Below are 15,987 nucleotides of genomic sequence, written 5' to 3' on the forward strand. Positions count from 1 at the left end.
GCAAAAATATTTACCCTAAGATCCTGGGCTTAAGCGGGATATTCCAGTTCAGGCCGGCTTATTCCTATGGGAAACTGCCGCTTGTTCTTTCCTTTCCTGCTCCGCCACTGCCTTTTCCACATTGTTTTGAACCAGGCGATAAAAATAGAATGCCATCAGGAATATAAACCCGATTACGGCCAGGCTGAGCAAGCCGGAAAAGCTGGTAAATAGATCAATTAAGGCATCCATCTTTCTCTCCAGTACGCCAATGCTTCACCTATATAGTCTATGGGCCTGGGAAGTAAGTCTCTTGACCTAAATCAACCGGAATTGAGTTAATTCAATAAGGGAATCTTAAAGTGCCAGGCCCAAGATCAGGCAGATTATGGCCGCTCCCAGCAACTGATAGAGCTCCTTTTCTTCACGCCAGTTGGGTAAGAGCAAAAACAACGCCACTGGTGGTAAAAACAGGGCAAGGAAGCCCGCTAGAGGCCCATCAGAAAAGCAGATATACAGGAGCCGCCCCCAGGCTATAGCGGCAAATGCCAAAGCAAAGACTATTAGGATTGCACTAACAGGCAGCATGCTATAACCCATTGAAGGTCTGTAGGAAGCTGGATAGATCCACAGGCACGATACTAAACAAAAAGGAAAATAGGACAAAAGTGTATATCAGCATTGGAGCCTTAAGGTCAGTATTAAGCGCTTATGGCAGGCATATTTGGCTGTTAGTCATCACATTGTTTCTTTGTGGTTGTGAGACGGTGGGGTATTACGCTCAAGCTGCTGCGGGTCAGTTGCGGATTCTGTCCGCGCGACAGCCAATTGAAAAAGTGGTACAGCAGCCCGGCACTAGTGAAAAGCTGAGGCGACAGTTAATGTTGGTGCAGGAGATACGGGCCTATGCTGCCCAGCAGTTGAATTTACCAGTTGGTCAAGCTTACAGCTCTTATGTACAGCTGGAAGATCAGTATCCCATCTGGAATGTCTTGGCTGCTCCTGAATTTTCTTTAACCCCAAAACGCTGGTGCTACCCTGTTGCTGGTTGCGCCAGCTATCGAGGTTATTTTCGTAAGTCTGCTGCAATTGCAAAAGTTAATAGTCTAAGGGCGCAGGGTTACGATACTTATCTGGGGCCGGTACCTGCATATAGCACCCTTGGCTGGTTTGATGACCCAGTACTCTCTAGTTTTGTAAATTGGTCACCAGAGAGATTAGCCGGATTGCTATTCCATGAACTGGCACACAGGCGTGTATATATTTCTGGTGATACACAATTCAATGAAAGTTTCGCAACTGCCGTCTCGGAACTTGCTCTACCGGGTTGGCTTGCCAGCCAGGGCCTGACCGGTTCAGCTACCCAAGCCCGTGCCGAGACAATGGCCGTGCGTCAATTGATGAATATGGCGCGCAAGCAGCTCGAACCCATTTATAAATCCCCTGAACCGGATAGTTTTAAGCTCGAACAAAAAAATTTAGTGCTTTCACGTCTGCGCCAGTGCTATCGGAAAATATCCGTAAGTTGGCCCAATCCAGCACGCTACCAGGCGTATATAGAAAAAGCTAACAATGCCACTTTAGCCCTGGCCGCTGAATATGAATCCCAAGTTCCCGCTTTCAAGCAGTTGTATATAGAAAGTGGTGACTGGGAGGTCTTTTATAATGCGGCACAGAGGTTGGGAGATTTGGATAAAATGGATCGTGAAGCGAGCTTATACAAGCTGGGGGAAGAATATCGCCGAACACACTTGGGAAGAAACCAAGAAAATTTTACTGAAGGAAAGAAGTGTATGGAAAGTGATGAGCAATATTTATTTTTATTGAATACTTATTTTTCAAATAATTTACGATCAATATAAAATAATCTACTGAATAAAAAATTAGATTTCTTTGGTTACGCTACACAAATAGTCTTTTGATGACACCCTGTGTGTTTGCGTATTGTGACAGCCAATATCAAAAGCCTGGTTGTTTAATATGGTTCTATGTTTATATATCCTAGTCTGATTTTAACTGTTCCTTTATAGTCACTCTCCCAATACCTTCTGTAACCCAATTCTTAAAATGAATAGAATGATGTACCGTAAGTTCCTATCCAGATTTTTACTACTTGGTTGTATTTTATTCCTATCCGCATGTAGTGGCGGAGGTGGAAGTTCGTCAAAAGATAGTGATAAAGTCCCTGATAGTGGTGAGCAGCCAGAAAATACCGTGAGCTTAACTATCCAAGGTTATGTGGAGACCGCAAGCTATACAGGCGTTGAAGTAAAATTCCATGTAGGTGAGAGCTATTTCCATGGATTGGTTGATGCATTTGGTAATTACTCCATAAATATTGAAGTTGACGAATCCAGAATCCATAGTTTTGTGAAGGGGGAAGCCATTTTCCCTAGTGAAAGTGGCATTAGGCTTGTCAGCTTACTCGGTTCCGTAGAATCTTTAATAGAGAAAGCAGGCGAGGATCAGATTCTAGTGCGCTCTGAGCTTCTGGATGTGAATATTACCAGTCTCTCAACAGCCCTATCTGCAGTTTTAGAAATTAATAATAATGGCCCTGTCAAATCCAGCTCACAATTTGATTTGGCTTACCATAGTATGGAAGCTTCTGTAGTATTTGCTATTGCAACATATGTTAAGATTTTAATTGATAATCCACTCCCTTTGGAGGAGGCAGGCATTGCGTTGCCTGAAGAGGCCGCTGACACGTATGAGCTAGCTACAAATTATAGCTTAGCTTCTCTTTATGTTGCGAGAGCCAGTGAAAATTTTCCGGATCTATTTGAGAAAACTAAAAAGAATATATCTCGTGATATAAATTTGTTGGCCTCTTCACCATCTGAACACTCTCCTATTGCTGATACTTACTACCTGCCATCAATAGGGATGAGACTAGTATTAAGGGAAGATGGCACAGGTGAAGTTAACGGTGTCATGGATTATGCAGCTATAACTTGGTTACAAACTAATGATGGTATCCTTTTGGAAGGGGCGGATTTGATAGAAAGTTCTTACTATGATGAATTTAATTCAGCCTACGAAGAAATACACTTAATAATTAATAAAATTAATTGGTTATCTGAAAATTCTATTGCAGATTCTATTGTTATTGAGGCAATGGAATATACACATTATCCAGATGGGCAATACCAGGACAATGAATTCTTAGATCGAACAAATATGAGTTTTGCGATCCGATCTTCAGGGGTGGTTCCTGTCTCTGGCGCGATTGAATTAGGTAAGCTATACAGCCTTCCTGTAGTAACAACACCTGGAGAAATCATTGATCCTATAGTTGAAATTTCCCCCCAGCATATAGTGCGAGCCTTAGATATGCAATTTCATGGTAAGTATGAAAGTGGCGGGAGCGTTGATATTACTATACCAGAGATTAGCGGAAACGGAGAGTTATCCGAAGTTGATCTATCTGGGCTTTGGTACTTGGAGGATAATTACCAGCTGGTAGTGGAGATGCCAAGTGGACTTAAATTAACCTATATGTTTTTAGATTATAAATATAGAAATCTGACGTGGGTTTTTATTCTAGAAGAGACCGGTGAAAGCAAAAGAGTAAAGTTTTATACGGATTTTGTTCAAGATTCAACTGGATGGAAAGAAGATGAAATTGCAGGAATCTACCAGGTAAGTGGTCCGATGCAAAATTTTCGGTGGCCATCGGATTATTATTGGTTCGAATTAAATGCTGATGGAACGGTAGAAGTAGTTAGCATGTTTGATTCTAATCTTAGTGGAAGTTTAGAGGAAAATGAAATAAATACATATCCAGGTTTATGGAAGCTAAATGGCAATAATAATGTAACAATTAGACATTACTTGAAGCGAGATGGTGGATTTTGTATCCCTGATTCTTGGGATCCGACTAGTATTGAGAGTTGTCACCTTTATCGAGAGCGTGAATGGGGAATTTATAACATTAGCAAAAGTAGCAACTTTCGCATGAAGAAAAAATTGCGGATCTTTGATGATTATCGGCGTGATATAATTCCTGATTTATCCGATATTGGTGGTCACCTATTAAGGTCATCTCTTATTTATCATTCGGAGATGAAAAAAATAGCTGAAAGGCCAATAAAAATCCCCCAAAAATAAATTTTTTTAGGCATCAAGTGTTTGATGCCTTTTTTATCTGTCTTTTAGCAGGTCGTACCTATTTTGTCAGTCTACCCTGACTTTCCCGATGCTGGATTTTTAAAAATTAATAATTGGTTTCGTATAATTGGCAAAGGTTATAGTAATACTTTGGGCACCATTGTAGATCGTAAGACAGCGGAGTGAGTTGCTCAAGCTATCATTGCACTACTTGATCGTATAAATACTTAGTACACACCATTATGGTCGATAATGGAAAAGAATTTGCTCCGCACGAGAAGATTAGTGGGTAGTTGATTTGGCGGTCTATTTTGCGCATCTGTATGCATCTTGGGTGAGAGGCCTGAACGAGAACACTAATGACTTGCTGCGCTAGTAATTTCCGAAAAATTGTGACTTTAAACTTGTGAGTCAAACAGAGATTGAGGTGGCTGTTGGACGTTTAAATAATCGTCCCAGAAAAACGTTGGGTTATAAAATTTCTCGGCAGATATTGGGAAAAAATACGGCTACCGCAGCAGCCTGAGGAAGATGTAGTTTAGAGTTGAGTGCAGGCGATTCAAACTCTGGGTGTTTTCGTAATTATATGCGCCACATCTAACATCCGATTAGCAAATCCCCACTCATTATCAAACCAGATTAAAATCTTTACTAATTTGTCACCGGCAACCCGTGTCTGGCTGGCATCAATAATTCCTGAGCGAGGGTCGTGGTTAAAGTCGCAAGAGGCAAGTGGTTCTTCGGTGAAGCCGAGGACGCCTTTGAATTCTGTTGCGGCTATGGACTTCAGCAAAGCATTCACTTCAATTTGACTTACATTCTTTTGTAATTGAACAGACAGATCAATGGCGGAGACATTGACTGTGGGTACGCGCATAGCCTGGGCTTCAAATTTTCCATATAAATGCGGCAATATGCGTTCGATACCTCGGGCAAGAGCCGTATCGACAGGAATTATTGAGGTAACGGCGGACCGTGTTTTTCTCAAATCGGTGTGATGGTAGGCATCGCTTACTGGCTGGTCGTTCATGGCGGAGTGGATTGTGGTTAAAACCCCAGCTTCAATACCAAATGCCCGGTCGAGTGCCGCGATCACTGGCACGCTGCAATTTGTAGTGCAGGAGGCTGCAGAAATAATAGTTTCGGAGCCGTTTAGAGTGTGGTCGTTGATGCCGTAGACAATAGTGGCATCTACATCGCGGCTGGCAGGTTGGGAAAATAAAACTTTTTTTGCCCCAGTGGCCAAGTGGGTTTCGGCGTGCTTACGCTCCTTATAACTGCCTGTACACTCGAGCACGATATCGACTCTTTCCTGCTTCCAATTTAGATCTTCAAGCTGTTCGTGGTGTGTCACCGCAATGCGATCACCATTGACCACCAAAATGTCATTTTCCACCGAGACTTCACCGGCAAAACGCCCATGTACGGAATCGTACTTTGTCAGGTGTCCAATAGTGGCGCAGTCAGCCAGCTCGTTAATAGCGACAATCTGTAGGTTATCTCGGGCACCGGATTCATAAAGAGCACGCAGAACAGAGCGGCCGATACGGCCATAACCATTGATAGCGAGTCGGGTTGTCATAGCAGTACTGCCAGATAGGAATTGTGGAAGGTACCGAGCGCTCCCTGCGGTAAACAATAGCAGGGAGCGACCAGCTAGCGCGCTGAGTTACTTCACCAGCTTCTCGACGGTTGCGGCTACGTTGTCTACGGTAAAGCCGAAGTGTTGCATCAGCTCGCCGCCCGGAGCGGATTCTCCGAAGGTGTTCATACCGATAATCTCGCCATCAAAGCCAATGAACTTGTACCAATAGTCTTTATGGCTGGCTTCAACCGCTACACGAGCACGCACAGCAGAGGGCAATACAGATTCGCGATAAGATTCATCCTGTTCCATAAAGGCTTCCGCGCAAGGCATGGAAACTACGCGAACATTCTTGCCGGCGAGCTTTTCCTGTGCGGCCATGGCCAACTCGACTTCAGAACCGGTAGCAATAATGATTGCTTCGGGAGTGCCTTCACAGTCGGAAAGTACGTAGCCACCTTTTTCAATCTGCGCCAGCTGTGCGGCATTGCGCGCTTGAGGAGCCAGCCCCTGACGGCTGAATACCAGGGTGCTGGGGCCTTCTTTGCGCGCGATAGCCATCTTCCAGCTCACGGCGGATTCAGTGGCATCGCAGGGGCGCCAAGTGTGTAGGTTCGGGGTGGAGCGCAAGGCGCTAAGCTGTTCTACAGGCTGGTGGGTAGGGCCGTCTTCGCCTAGGCCGATCGAGTCATGTGTGTAGACGAAGATAACACGCTGCTTCATCAGTGCGGCCATACGTACGGCATTGCGCGCATATTCCATGAACATTAGGAAGGTTGCGCCATAAGGTACGAAACCTCCGTGCAAGGCGATACCGTTCATCATGGCGCTCATGCCGAACTCACGCACACCGTAGTAGACATAGTTACCGGAGGCATCTTCTGCGCTCACACCCTTGGAGCCAGACCAAATAGTGAGGTTGGAGCCTGCCAGGTCGGCAGAGCCGCCGAGGATCTCGGGTAGCAACGGGCCATAGGCATTGAGTGCATTCTGGCTCGCCTTTCGTGAAGCAATTTTCTGCGCGTCTTCCTGGCACTGTTTAATGTAATCATCGGCTTTCACCAGAAAGTCTGCCGGCAGTTCGCCACTCATACGGCGCTCGAATTCGGCGGCCAGCTCAGGGAATTCTTCTCGGTAGTCAGTCAGGATGTCTTTCCACTCGTCTTCCTGAGCTTCACCTTTGGCTTTTCCATCCCAACCGGCATAGATACCTTCGGGGACTTCGAAAGGTGCGTGGGCCCAGCCAATGGTCTCGCGCACCAGTGCGATTTCGTCGTCACCTAGGGGGGCACCGTGGCATTCTTCGCGGCCCTGTTTATTTGGCGAACCGAAACCGATAACCGTTTTACAGCAAATGATGGTGGGCTTGTCGGTAACTGAGCGGGCCTTCTCAATTGCAGCTTTGATCGCGGCTGCATCATGGCCATCTACATTGGGGATTACGTGCCAGCCATAGGATTCGAAGCGTTTGGGTGTGTCGTCGGTAAACCAGCCTTCCACTTCGCCATCGATGGAGATGCCGTTATCGTCATAGAAGGCGATCAGTTTGCCCAGGCCCAGAGTGCCGGCTAAGGAGCACGCTTCATGGGAGACACCCTCCATCAGACAGCCGTCGCCCATAAACACATAGGTGTGATGGTCAACCAGTTCATAACCGGGGCGGTTAAATTGGGCTGCCAGTACTTTCTCTGCCAGAGCCATGCCCACCGCATTGGTTATACCCTGGCCGAGCGGGCCGGTAGTGGTCTCGACGCCAGGCGCATAACCGTATTCCGGGTGGCCCGGAGTCTTGGAATGCATTTGGCGGAAGTTTTTCAGCTCCTCAATCGGCAGGTCGTAGCCGGAAAGATGCAGCAATGAGTACAGCAGCATGGAGCCATGGCCATTGGAGAGCACGAAGCGGTCGCGGTCGGCCCACTCAGGGTTTGCCGGGTTGTGCTTCAGGTAGTCATTCCATAAGACTTCGGCGATATCTGCCATACCCATAGGCGCACCTGGGTGGCCGCTGTTGGCTTTCTGGACCGCATCCATGGACAGGGCGCGAATGGCGTTGGCCATGTCTGTGCGAGAGGGGGTAGAAGACATAGGAAGAGCTCTCTGATTTTCGGGTAGGCCGCGGTACCGCTCTCTTGGCAGCTTCCGCGAGGACAAAATGGGGGCGTATTTTCCCGTAAAGACCTGCCCCACGCAAAGGCTTGCCGGAAAAATTGCCACCAAGTACAGCAGCAATTTTCCTAATCTGGGTTCTGGAATTGCCTAAAAGTATCTACATCAAAATAATTTTATGGAGCTATATCAAAATCTTTTGATATAGCATCTTGTGCCTGCTAGACTCGTCCCCATGTCTGAATCCCAGCCCACCTTTGAATCCGGTCCCGGTGCGGAAATTTCGCAGCTGGCGATGACCTTAAAGGCTGCAGGAGATCCCCTGCGACTTGAGATATTGCGTCTACTCAGTCAAGACTCCTACAGTGTGCTGGAATTGTGTCGAATTTTTGATCTGCGCCAACCCGCCTTGAGCCACCACCTAAAAGTCCTTGCCCAAGCTGGGCTGGTGACTAAGCGCCGCGAAGGTAACAACATCTTTTACCGGCGCACGGGGGGCACCCCGCTACTCGAGCAGTTATTTGTGAATCTGGATCTTCTGTCATTGTCCGATGAACGGGCCCAGTCGGTAGCGCGAATTTCTGAGGAGCGGGCTGAGGCTTCACGCCGTTTCTTTGCCGATTACGGTAACCGGTTCCGCGAGCAACAGGAGCTGATCGCTAGCTACAGCGTTTATGGACCACAGGTGGCCCAACTGCTTATTTCTGGGCGCCACGCATTGGAAGTGGGCCCAGGTGAAGGCGAGTTTTTGCAGGAACTATCCCTGCGTTTTGGCACGGTAACGGCTCTGGACCTGTCATCAGCTATGTTGGAGCGTGCCCAGGCTTTTGCCGATGAGCAGGGGCTGGCCAATATTGAGTTTGTCTGCAGCGATACACGTGCCGCCGCGGCGCGCCCGGCAAGTGCGGATACCATCGTGGTAAATATGGTGCTGCATCACACCCCAGATCCCGCGCAGATCTTTCATGATTTGCAGAGCGCGTTAAAAACTGGCGGCCAGTTGTTGGTGGCTGAATTGCAAGAGCACGGTCAGGACTGGGCCAGGGAGGCCTGTGGTGATCTATGGCTGGGCTTTACCCCGGAGCAATTGAGTGACTGGGCACAGAGTGCCGGGCTGAGGGATGGGCGCAGTGTATATAGTGCACTGCGTAACGGTTTCCAGATCCAGATACGAGAATTTATAAAACCCTGACGGCGTCTGAACGTATTGTCAGAAGCAGAATTTTACTAACCGCCCGCGGCGGAATAAATGGAGACTCTCACATGAGTGAATATAGATTGTTTACATCAGAATCCGTGTCCGAAGGGCATCCGGATAAGATTGCCGATCAGATTTCCGACGCGGTACTGGATGCATTGCTGGCCCGCGACAAGCAGGCCCGTGTTGCCTGTGAAACCCTGGTAAAAACCGGGATTGCGGTGATCGCCGGCGAGATTTCCACTTCTGCCTGGGTGGACCTTGAGGATCTGGTGCGTAAAGTAATCACCGATATCGGCTACACCTCATCCGATGTGGGTTACGATGGCGAGACTTGTGGTGTGATCAATGTGATCGGCAAGCAGTCTGTAGATATCGCCCAGGGTGTTGACCGTGCCAAACCGGAAGACCAAGGTGCCGGTGATCAGGGCCTGATGTTTGGCTACGCCACCAATGAAACCCCGACCTTTATGCCGGCGCCTATCTACTACTCCCACCGCCTGGTGGAACGCCAGGCGGAAGCGCGCAAGTCCGGCCTGCTGCCATGGTTGCGCCCGGATGCCAAGAGTCAGTTGACCTTCCGCTATGACGAACAGGGCCGCCCCTGTGCGATTGATGCTGTTGTTCTTTCTACTCAGCACAATCCGGATGTCAGCCAGGCTGATTTGCGTGAAGCTGTGATGGAGCTGATCGTACATCACACCCTGCCGGTGGAGTGGCTGCACAAGGACACTAAGTTCCATATCAACCCAACCGGTAACTTTGTTATCGGCGGTCCTGTAGGCGACTGTGGCTTGACTGGCCGTAAAATTATTGTGGATACCTACGGCGGTTCTGCACGTCACGGTGGTGGAGCTTTCTCCGGTAAGGACCCTTCTAAAGTGGATCGCTCTGCGGCCTACGCCGGTCGATATGTGGCAAAAAATATTGTCGCTGCGGGCCTGGCCAAGCGCTGTGAAATCCAGGTTTCCTATGCCATCGGTGTAGCTGAGCCCACGTCTGTGGCTATCAATACATTTGGTACCGGCATTATTCCAGAAGAGAAACTGGCCGAACTGGTACGTGAGAATTTCGATCTGCGCCCATTTGCTATTTCCAGGTCCTTAGACCTATTGCATCCCATGTATCAGCTGACAGCGGCTTATGGCCACTTTGGGCGTGATCCTTTCACCCATACCTATAACTGGGTGGACAGTAATGGTCAGGAGCGCAGTGAGACCTTCACCGCTTTCCCATGGGAAAAAACTGACAAGGTGGATGCCCTGCGCGTCCAGGCCGGACTTTGATCTCACTTCTTAAGGCGGTGGCTCCTATTTCTGAATTGGGAGCTACTAAATTGGAGCGATAAAGCTCCAATGTAATAACAATTTTTATTGGACATTAAATAGCATGAACCAGATGAGTACTGAATTTAAAGACTTCAAGATCGCGGATATTTCCAAGGCTGAATGGGGCCGCCGTGAAATCGAAATCGCTGAAGGCGAAATGCCGGCACTGATGACTTTGCGGGAAAAATATCGTGCAGACCAACCCCTCGCAGGTGCGCGTATCATGGGTTGCATTCATATGACCATCCAGACCGCGGTTCTGATTGAGACTCTGGTTGCCCTGGGTGCAGAAGTGCGCTGGTCTTCTTGTAATATTTTCTCAACCCAGGATCACGCTGCTGCGGCCATTGCCGCAAGTGGCATTCCGGTATTTGCCTGGAAGGGCGAGACTGAGGAAGAGTATGAGTGGTGTCTGGAGCGCACTGTTGGTGCCGATGTCGCCGGCTGGCAGCCGAATATGATTCTCGATGATGGTGGAGATCTTACCGAACTGCTGCATCGTAAGTACCCTGATATTCTCGATAACTGTCACGGTATTAGTGAAGAGACTACCACTGGTGTACACCGCTTGCAGGACATGTTGCGTGAAGGCACCTTAAAGGTACCGGCAATCAACGTAAATGACTCTGTTACTAAGAGTAAAAACGACAATAAATATGGTTGTCGTCACAGTTTGAACGATGCGATCAAGCGTGCTACCGACCATCTGTTGGCTGGTAAAAAAGCATTGGTTATCGGTTACGGTGATGTGGGTAAAGGTTCAGCGGCCTCCCTGCGCCAGGAAGGCATGATTGTAAAAGTGTCTGAAGTAGATCCGATTTGCGCTATGCAGGCCTGCATGGATGGTTTTGAGCTGGTGTCCCCGTACATTGACGGTATCAACACCGGCACTGCGGAAGGTATTAATAAGGAGTTGCTGGCCAATACTGACTTGATCGTAACGACTACCGGTAATGCCAATGTATGCGATGCGCATATGCTTTCAGCTCTGAAAAGCGGCGCAGTTGTGTCGAATATCGGTCACTTTGATAACGAGATTGATACTGCCTTTATGCGTGAGAACTGGGAGTGGCAGGAAGTTAAGCCCCAGGTACATAAAGTGGTGCGCAACAGTGAGACCAATGATCACCTGCTGCTGCTATCCGAGGGCCGCCTGGTAAACCTTGGTAATGCTACTGGTCACCCCAGCCGTATTATGGACGGCTCTTTTGCTAACCAGGTTCTCGCGCAGATTCACTTGTTTGAAGAGAAGTTTGCTGACCTACCTGCAGACCAAAAAGTATCTGCACTGTATGTAAAAGTACTGCCCAAGCGCCTCGATGAAGAAGTAGCCCGCTATATGGTTGAAGGTTTTGACGGCGTGATTACCCGTATGACAGAAGAGCAGGCTAAATATATCGGTGTTTCCGTGGACGGTCCGTTCAAACCAGAAAGTTACAAATACTAATATCCTCATCAAAGGCACCGGCTTAGCCGGTGCCTAAATTTCGGAGGGCCTGGAAAATAAAATGAAAAACTCCATTCGCATCAGTTTCGAATTTTTCCCACCCAAAACCCCCGAAGGTCGCGCAAAGCTGTATAAAACCCGCGAGGCTTTACAGGCGTTTAACCCTGAATTTTTCTCTGTCACTTATGGTGCTGGTGGCACTACGCGAGAGACCACCTCGAATATCGTCACTGATATGCGTCGCGATGGTATCTCAATTGCACCCCATTTATCTTTCGGTGGTGATAATGAAGAGACAATACTCGGTTTATTGAATACATACCAAGAGGCAGGTGTAAACCGTATTGTAGCACTTCGTGGTGATATGCCCTCTGGTATGGGAGCTGTGGCGCAACTGGTATATGCGAATGAGTTGGTGGCTTTTATTCGTCGCCATACAGGCGATCATTTCCACCTGGAAGTTGCCGCTTACCCGGAAATACATCCGGAGTCCAATAGCTATGACGATGATATACGTTATTTAAAGGGAAAATTTGAGGCAGGTGCCAACAGTGCCCTGACCCAATATTTTTACAACCCCGATTCTTATTTTTATTTTGTTGACCAGTGTGAAAAGGCTGGCATTGATGCACCGATTTATCCAGGAATTATGCCGATTATCAATTTTGATAATTTAGTACGCTTCTCACGCAATTGCGGTGCTGAAATTCCACGATGGCTGAAAAAGCGGATGGAGAGTTACCAAAGTCCAGAGGATGTTCGTAAATTAGGGCTGGAATTGGTTACTGATTTATGCGAAACCCTGTTGGAGGGTGGCGCACCCGGGTTGCATTTTTATACGATGAATCAGGTTGATACCTCTGCACATATTCTGAAATCTCTAGGCCTAGGGGCAAAATGACCTCTCGCTTTTGAAGGAATATTGGGTTCTCAAACCGCAGGAAGGGATTGGTATCAGATAGCATTTTTTAAGAGTTAGTGATGCGCAAGTACAACCCTCCCACAGAGCCCTGTCTCTCTGTGGTTTTTGAAGATAGTTCCTTGCTGATATTGGATAAGCCGAGTGGACTCCTTAGCGTGCCTGGTCGTGATCCCACCAACTGGGATAGTTTGGCTAGCAGAGTTCAAGAATGTTACCCGGAAGCATTGATTGTGCATCGGTTGGATATGGATACTTCAGGCCTAGTAGTTATGGCTCGTAGCCCGGAAGCGCATAGACAACTCAGTGTTCTCTTCCAAAATCGTGAGGTAAGTAAAACCTATATAGCGTGGGTATGGGGAGCTCCTGAAGCTGACTCCGGTAAAGTTGAGCTGCCATTAATCTGTGATTGGCCGAATAGGCCTAAGCAGAAAGTGGATTTTGAAATAGGTAAACCCTCCCTAACTCGTTGGGAAAAAGTAACAACTTCTGGGAGTCGCAGCTTAATTCGACTTACACCTGTTACTGGGCGATCGCATCAATTGCGGGTGCATATGCAGGCAATAGGCCATCCGATATTAGGTGATCCCTTTTATGCGCATATAGAGGCTCTGAGCGCAGCCCCCAGGTTATTACTGCATGCAAGAGAGCTGGGATTTAAACACCCAGCTACAGGAGAATTGTTGTATTTCAGTAGCGAGCTTTCAAAAGAGTTCTCTTTAGGAAACACTTCGTCAGAAGTAGTTTGATATTAAGTTAAAAAGGCGATCAATAGATCGCCTTTTGCTTTCACTATTATTACTTCTTATTCTTCATCGCTGCCATCAACAGATCGCCCATACTGCCACGGTTGTTACCTTGGCCCCCCTTTTGCTGCCGGCTGCCTTGTTGTTTGTTGTAGCGCTGAGCCTGGCGATTTTCCCGTTGATCACCTTTTTTAACACCTCCGCTTCCCTGTTCTCCTGGTTCGTCGGAGAGACGCATGGAAAGGCCAATACGCTTGCGGACAACGTCCACTTCCATCACTTTTACTTTTACAATATCGCCGGCTTTAACCACCTCATGGGGATCTTTGACGAACTTTTCTGAGAGTGCGGAAATATGCACCAGGCCGTCCTGGTGCACACCGATATCCACAAAGGCACCGAAGTTGGTGACATTGGTTACGGTACCTTCAAGAACCATAGCCGGGCGCAGGTCCTTGATTTCCTCCACGCCCTCTTCAAAACGAGCGGTGCGGAATTCCGGACGCGGGTCGCGACCGGGCTTTTCCAGTTCGGCGATGATGTCGGTAACGGTGGGTACCCCGAACTTTTCGTCGGTGTAGTCCGCTGGATTCAGGCGACGCAGGAAGGCGGAGTCACCGATCAGGCTGTTGATCTCACGGCTGCTTTTCTCGGCGATGCGTTTTACCACAATGTAGGATTCCGGGTGTACGCCGGATTTATCCAAGGGGTTATCGCCATTGTTAATGCGCAGGAATCCGGCGGCTTGCTCAAAGGCCTTTGGGCCAAGGCGAGGGACTTCCATCAGTTGTTTACGATTTTTAAAGGCACCGTTTTGGTCGCGATAGCTGACGATGTTGCTGGCGATAGAGGCAGTCAGGCCAGAAACTTTGGCCAGCAGTGGTGCTGAGGCGGAGTTCAGCTCTGCACCGACACCGTTTACACAGTCTTCTACTACAGCGTCGAGGGAGCGCGCTAACTGTGTCTGTGACACATCGTGTTGATATTGGCCAACACCAATGGATTTGGGTTCGATCTTTACAAGTTCTGCCAGCGGGTCCTGCAGACGGCGGGCGATAGAGATAGCGCCGCGAATAGTCACGTCCAGGTCAGGGAATTCCCGCGCGGCAAATTCAGAGGCAGAGTACACAGATGCACCAGCCTCGTTCACCACTACTTTCTGCGCGCTGAGTTTGTATTGCTTGATAGTTTCGCCTACAAACTTATCGGTCTCACGGCTGGCGGTGCCGTTGCCAATAGCGATCAGGCCCACATTATATTTGTTGCATAGGGCTGCGATAACAGCAGCGGACTCCTGATGGCGGTTCTGTGGTGGGTTGGGGAAGATAGCGGTGTGGTCCAGTATTTTACCGGTGGCATCTACCACTGCTACTTTGACGCCGGTGCGCAGGCCTGGGTCCAGGCCGATAGTGGCTTTTTGTCCAGCAGGTGCCGCTAATAACAAGTCTTTAAGGTTGCGGGAGAATACCTTGATCGCTTCTTCCTCGGCTTTTTCTCGCAGTTCACCCAGCAGGTCGGTTTCCAGTGCGGTAAGCAGCTTGATACGCCAAGTCCAGCGCACTACTTCGCCGAGCCACTTATCTGCAGAGCGTCCTTCATCGCTAATATCGAAGTGTCTCGCAATCATGGTTTCACAAGGGTGGCCGGCGGTGGGGGGAGCTCCCTCCTCCTCTGGCAAACCTACGCTGATAGCGAGGATGCCCTCATTGCGGCCGCGAAAAATTGCCAGGGCGCGGTGAGAGGGAACCTTGGACCAGTCTTCGGCATACTCGAAGTAATCGCGGAACTTGGCTCCCTCTTCTTCTTTACCATCCAGCAGTTTGGATTTGACCTGCCCATCCCGTTTGAGGAATTCGCGCAGTTTGCCCAGAAGCTCGGCATCCTCGGCGAATCGTTCCATCAGGATGAATTTGGCCCCGTCCAGGGCAGCTTTGATGTCTTTTACTTGTAGGGAGGCGTCTTCGTGGTCGGTGTTGAGATATTGCTGAGCTTCTACAGCAGGGTCTAGGCTGGGATCGTTAATCAGCGCATTAGCCAGTGGCTCCAGTCCCGCCTCTATGGCAATTTGTCCTTTGGTGCGACGTTTGGGTTTGTAGGGAAGGTAGAGGTCTTCGAGGCGGTTTTTGGTGTCGGCACTGTTGATCTGTTGCGCCAGCTCCGGAGAGAGTTTGCCCTGTTCATCAATACTTTTCAGGATGGCTGCGCGGCGCTCTTCCAGTTCACGCAGGTAGCGTAGGCGATCTTCCAGATTGCGTAATTGGGTGTCATCCAGGGCCCCAGTCACCTCCTTCCGGTAGCGGGCGATAAATGGCACAGTGGCGCCTTCATCGAGCAGGGATACTGCGGCCGTGACTTGTTGTGGGCGTACATTGAGTTCTTCGGCGATGCGAACGTTGATATCCAGCATTTGATGTTTACATCCGTTTTCCGGGGGATTTCGTACCTCTAGGAGCGGGGTTTGACCGGGAACTAGCCCATCGGTTTCCTTGGCTTTGTGCGGCCCGCCTGTCTCTCCTACAACGGTAAATTGGGTCGGGCATTATGCGTTACCAGAGCGTTGCGAGAAAGG

Annotated in this window: 12 protein-coding genes; 7 read left to right on the plus strand and 5 right to left on the minus strand. The window is 48.8% G+C overall.

The genetic code is table 11. The annotated features are described in order from the left end of the window. Positions 1–48: 48 nt before the first annotated feature. Together G367_RS0115315 and G367_RS0115320 are read right to left on the minus strand one after the other, a co-directional pair. Positions 49–231 (minus strand): DUF3149 domain-containing protein, encoded by a 183-nt coding sequence (locus G367_RS0115315; protein WP_020414028.1) that lies wholly within the window; start codon positions 229–231, stop codon positions 49–51. A gap of 105 nt (positions 232–336) precedes the next feature. Then, the gene (locus G367_RS0115320; protein WP_157533540.1) at positions 337–567 is read right to left on the minus strand and encodes a hypothetical protein; all 231 of its coding nucleotides are present in this window, start codon (positions 565–567) and stop codon (positions 337–339) included. A gap of 80 nt (positions 568–647) precedes the next feature. On the opposite strand from G367_RS0115320, the gene G367_RS23980 reads away from it, so the two are divergent. Both G367_RS23980 and G367_RS0115330 read left to right on the plus strand, forming a co-directional pair. Next, a complete protein-coding gene (locus G367_RS23980; protein ID WP_020414030.1) occupies positions 648–1,841 on the plus strand; it encodes an aminopeptidase in 1,194 nt (397 codons plus the stop codon). Positions 1,842–2,055: 214 nt separating this feature from the next. Further along, positions 2,056–4,089, plus strand: a complete 2,034-nt coding sequence (locus tag G367_RS0115330) for a hypothetical protein (protein WP_157533541.1) — start codon at positions 2,056–2,058, stop codon at positions 4,087–4,089. 559 nt (positions 4,090–4,648) lie between these two features. On the opposite strand, the gene gap is transcribed toward G367_RS0115330, so the two are convergent. Beyond that, a complete protein-coding gene (gene gap, locus G367_RS0115335; protein ID WP_020414032.1) occupies positions 4,649–5,671 on the minus strand; it encodes a type I glyceraldehyde-3-phosphate dehydrogenase in 1,023 nt (340 codons plus the stop codon). A gap of 87 nt (positions 5,672–5,758) precedes the next feature. Then, positions 5,759–7,759 (minus strand): transketolase, encoded by a 2,001-nt coding sequence (tkt, locus tag G367_RS0115340; protein ID WP_020414033.1) that lies wholly within the window; start codon positions 7,757–7,759, stop codon positions 5,759–5,761. Positions 7,760–8,015: 256 nt separating this feature from the next. Between tkt and G367_RS0115345 the strand changes: the two genes are divergently transcribed. The 5 genes from G367_RS0115345 (at position 8,016) to G367_RS0115365 (ending at position 13,421) form a co-directional block, all read left to right on the plus strand. Continuing rightward, a complete protein-coding gene (locus G367_RS0115345; protein WP_020414034.1) occupies positions 8,016–8,972 on the plus strand; it encodes a metalloregulator ArsR/SmtB family transcription factor in 957 nt (318 codons plus the stop codon). Between the two features lie 71 nt (positions 8,973–9,043). Further along, positions 9,044–10,264 (plus strand): methionine adenosyltransferase, encoded by a 1,221-nt coding sequence (metK, locus tag G367_RS0115350; protein WP_020414035.1) that lies wholly within the window; start codon positions 9,044–9,046, stop codon positions 10,262–10,264. Positions 10,265–10,367: 103 nt separating this feature from the next. Then, entirely contained in the window at positions 10,368–11,753 is a 1,386-nt protein-coding gene (ahcY, locus tag G367_RS0115355; RefSeq protein ID WP_026305161.1) for an adenosylhomocysteinase, read from the plus strand. A gap of 61 nt (positions 11,754–11,814) precedes the next feature. Next, entirely contained in the window at positions 11,815–12,654 is an 840-nt protein-coding gene (gene metF, locus G367_RS0115360; RefSeq protein ID WP_020414037.1) for a methylenetetrahydrofolate reductase [NAD(P)H], read from the plus strand. 80 nt (positions 12,655–12,734) lie between these two features. Beyond that, positions 12,735–13,421 (plus strand): RluA family pseudouridine synthase, encoded by a 687-nt coding sequence (locus tag G367_RS0115365; protein ID WP_020414038.1) that lies wholly within the window; start codon positions 12,735–12,737, stop codon positions 13,419–13,421. A 49-nt stretch (positions 13,422–13,470) separates the two neighbouring features. On the opposite strand, the gene G367_RS0115370 is transcribed toward G367_RS0115365, so the two are convergent. Then, a complete protein-coding gene (locus tag G367_RS0115370) occupies positions 13,471–15,825 on the minus strand; it encodes a Tex family protein (RefSeq protein WP_020414039.1) in 2,355 nt (784 codons plus the stop codon). Between the last annotated feature and the right edge of the window lie 162 nt (positions 15,826–15,987).

The sequence above is a fragment of the Microbulbifer variabilis ATCC 700307 genome (genome assembly GCF_000380565.1).
In the GTDB taxonomy this organism is placed as follows: Bacteria; Pseudomonadota; Gammaproteobacteria; order Pseudomonadales; family Cellvibrionaceae; genus Microbulbifer; species Microbulbifer variabilis.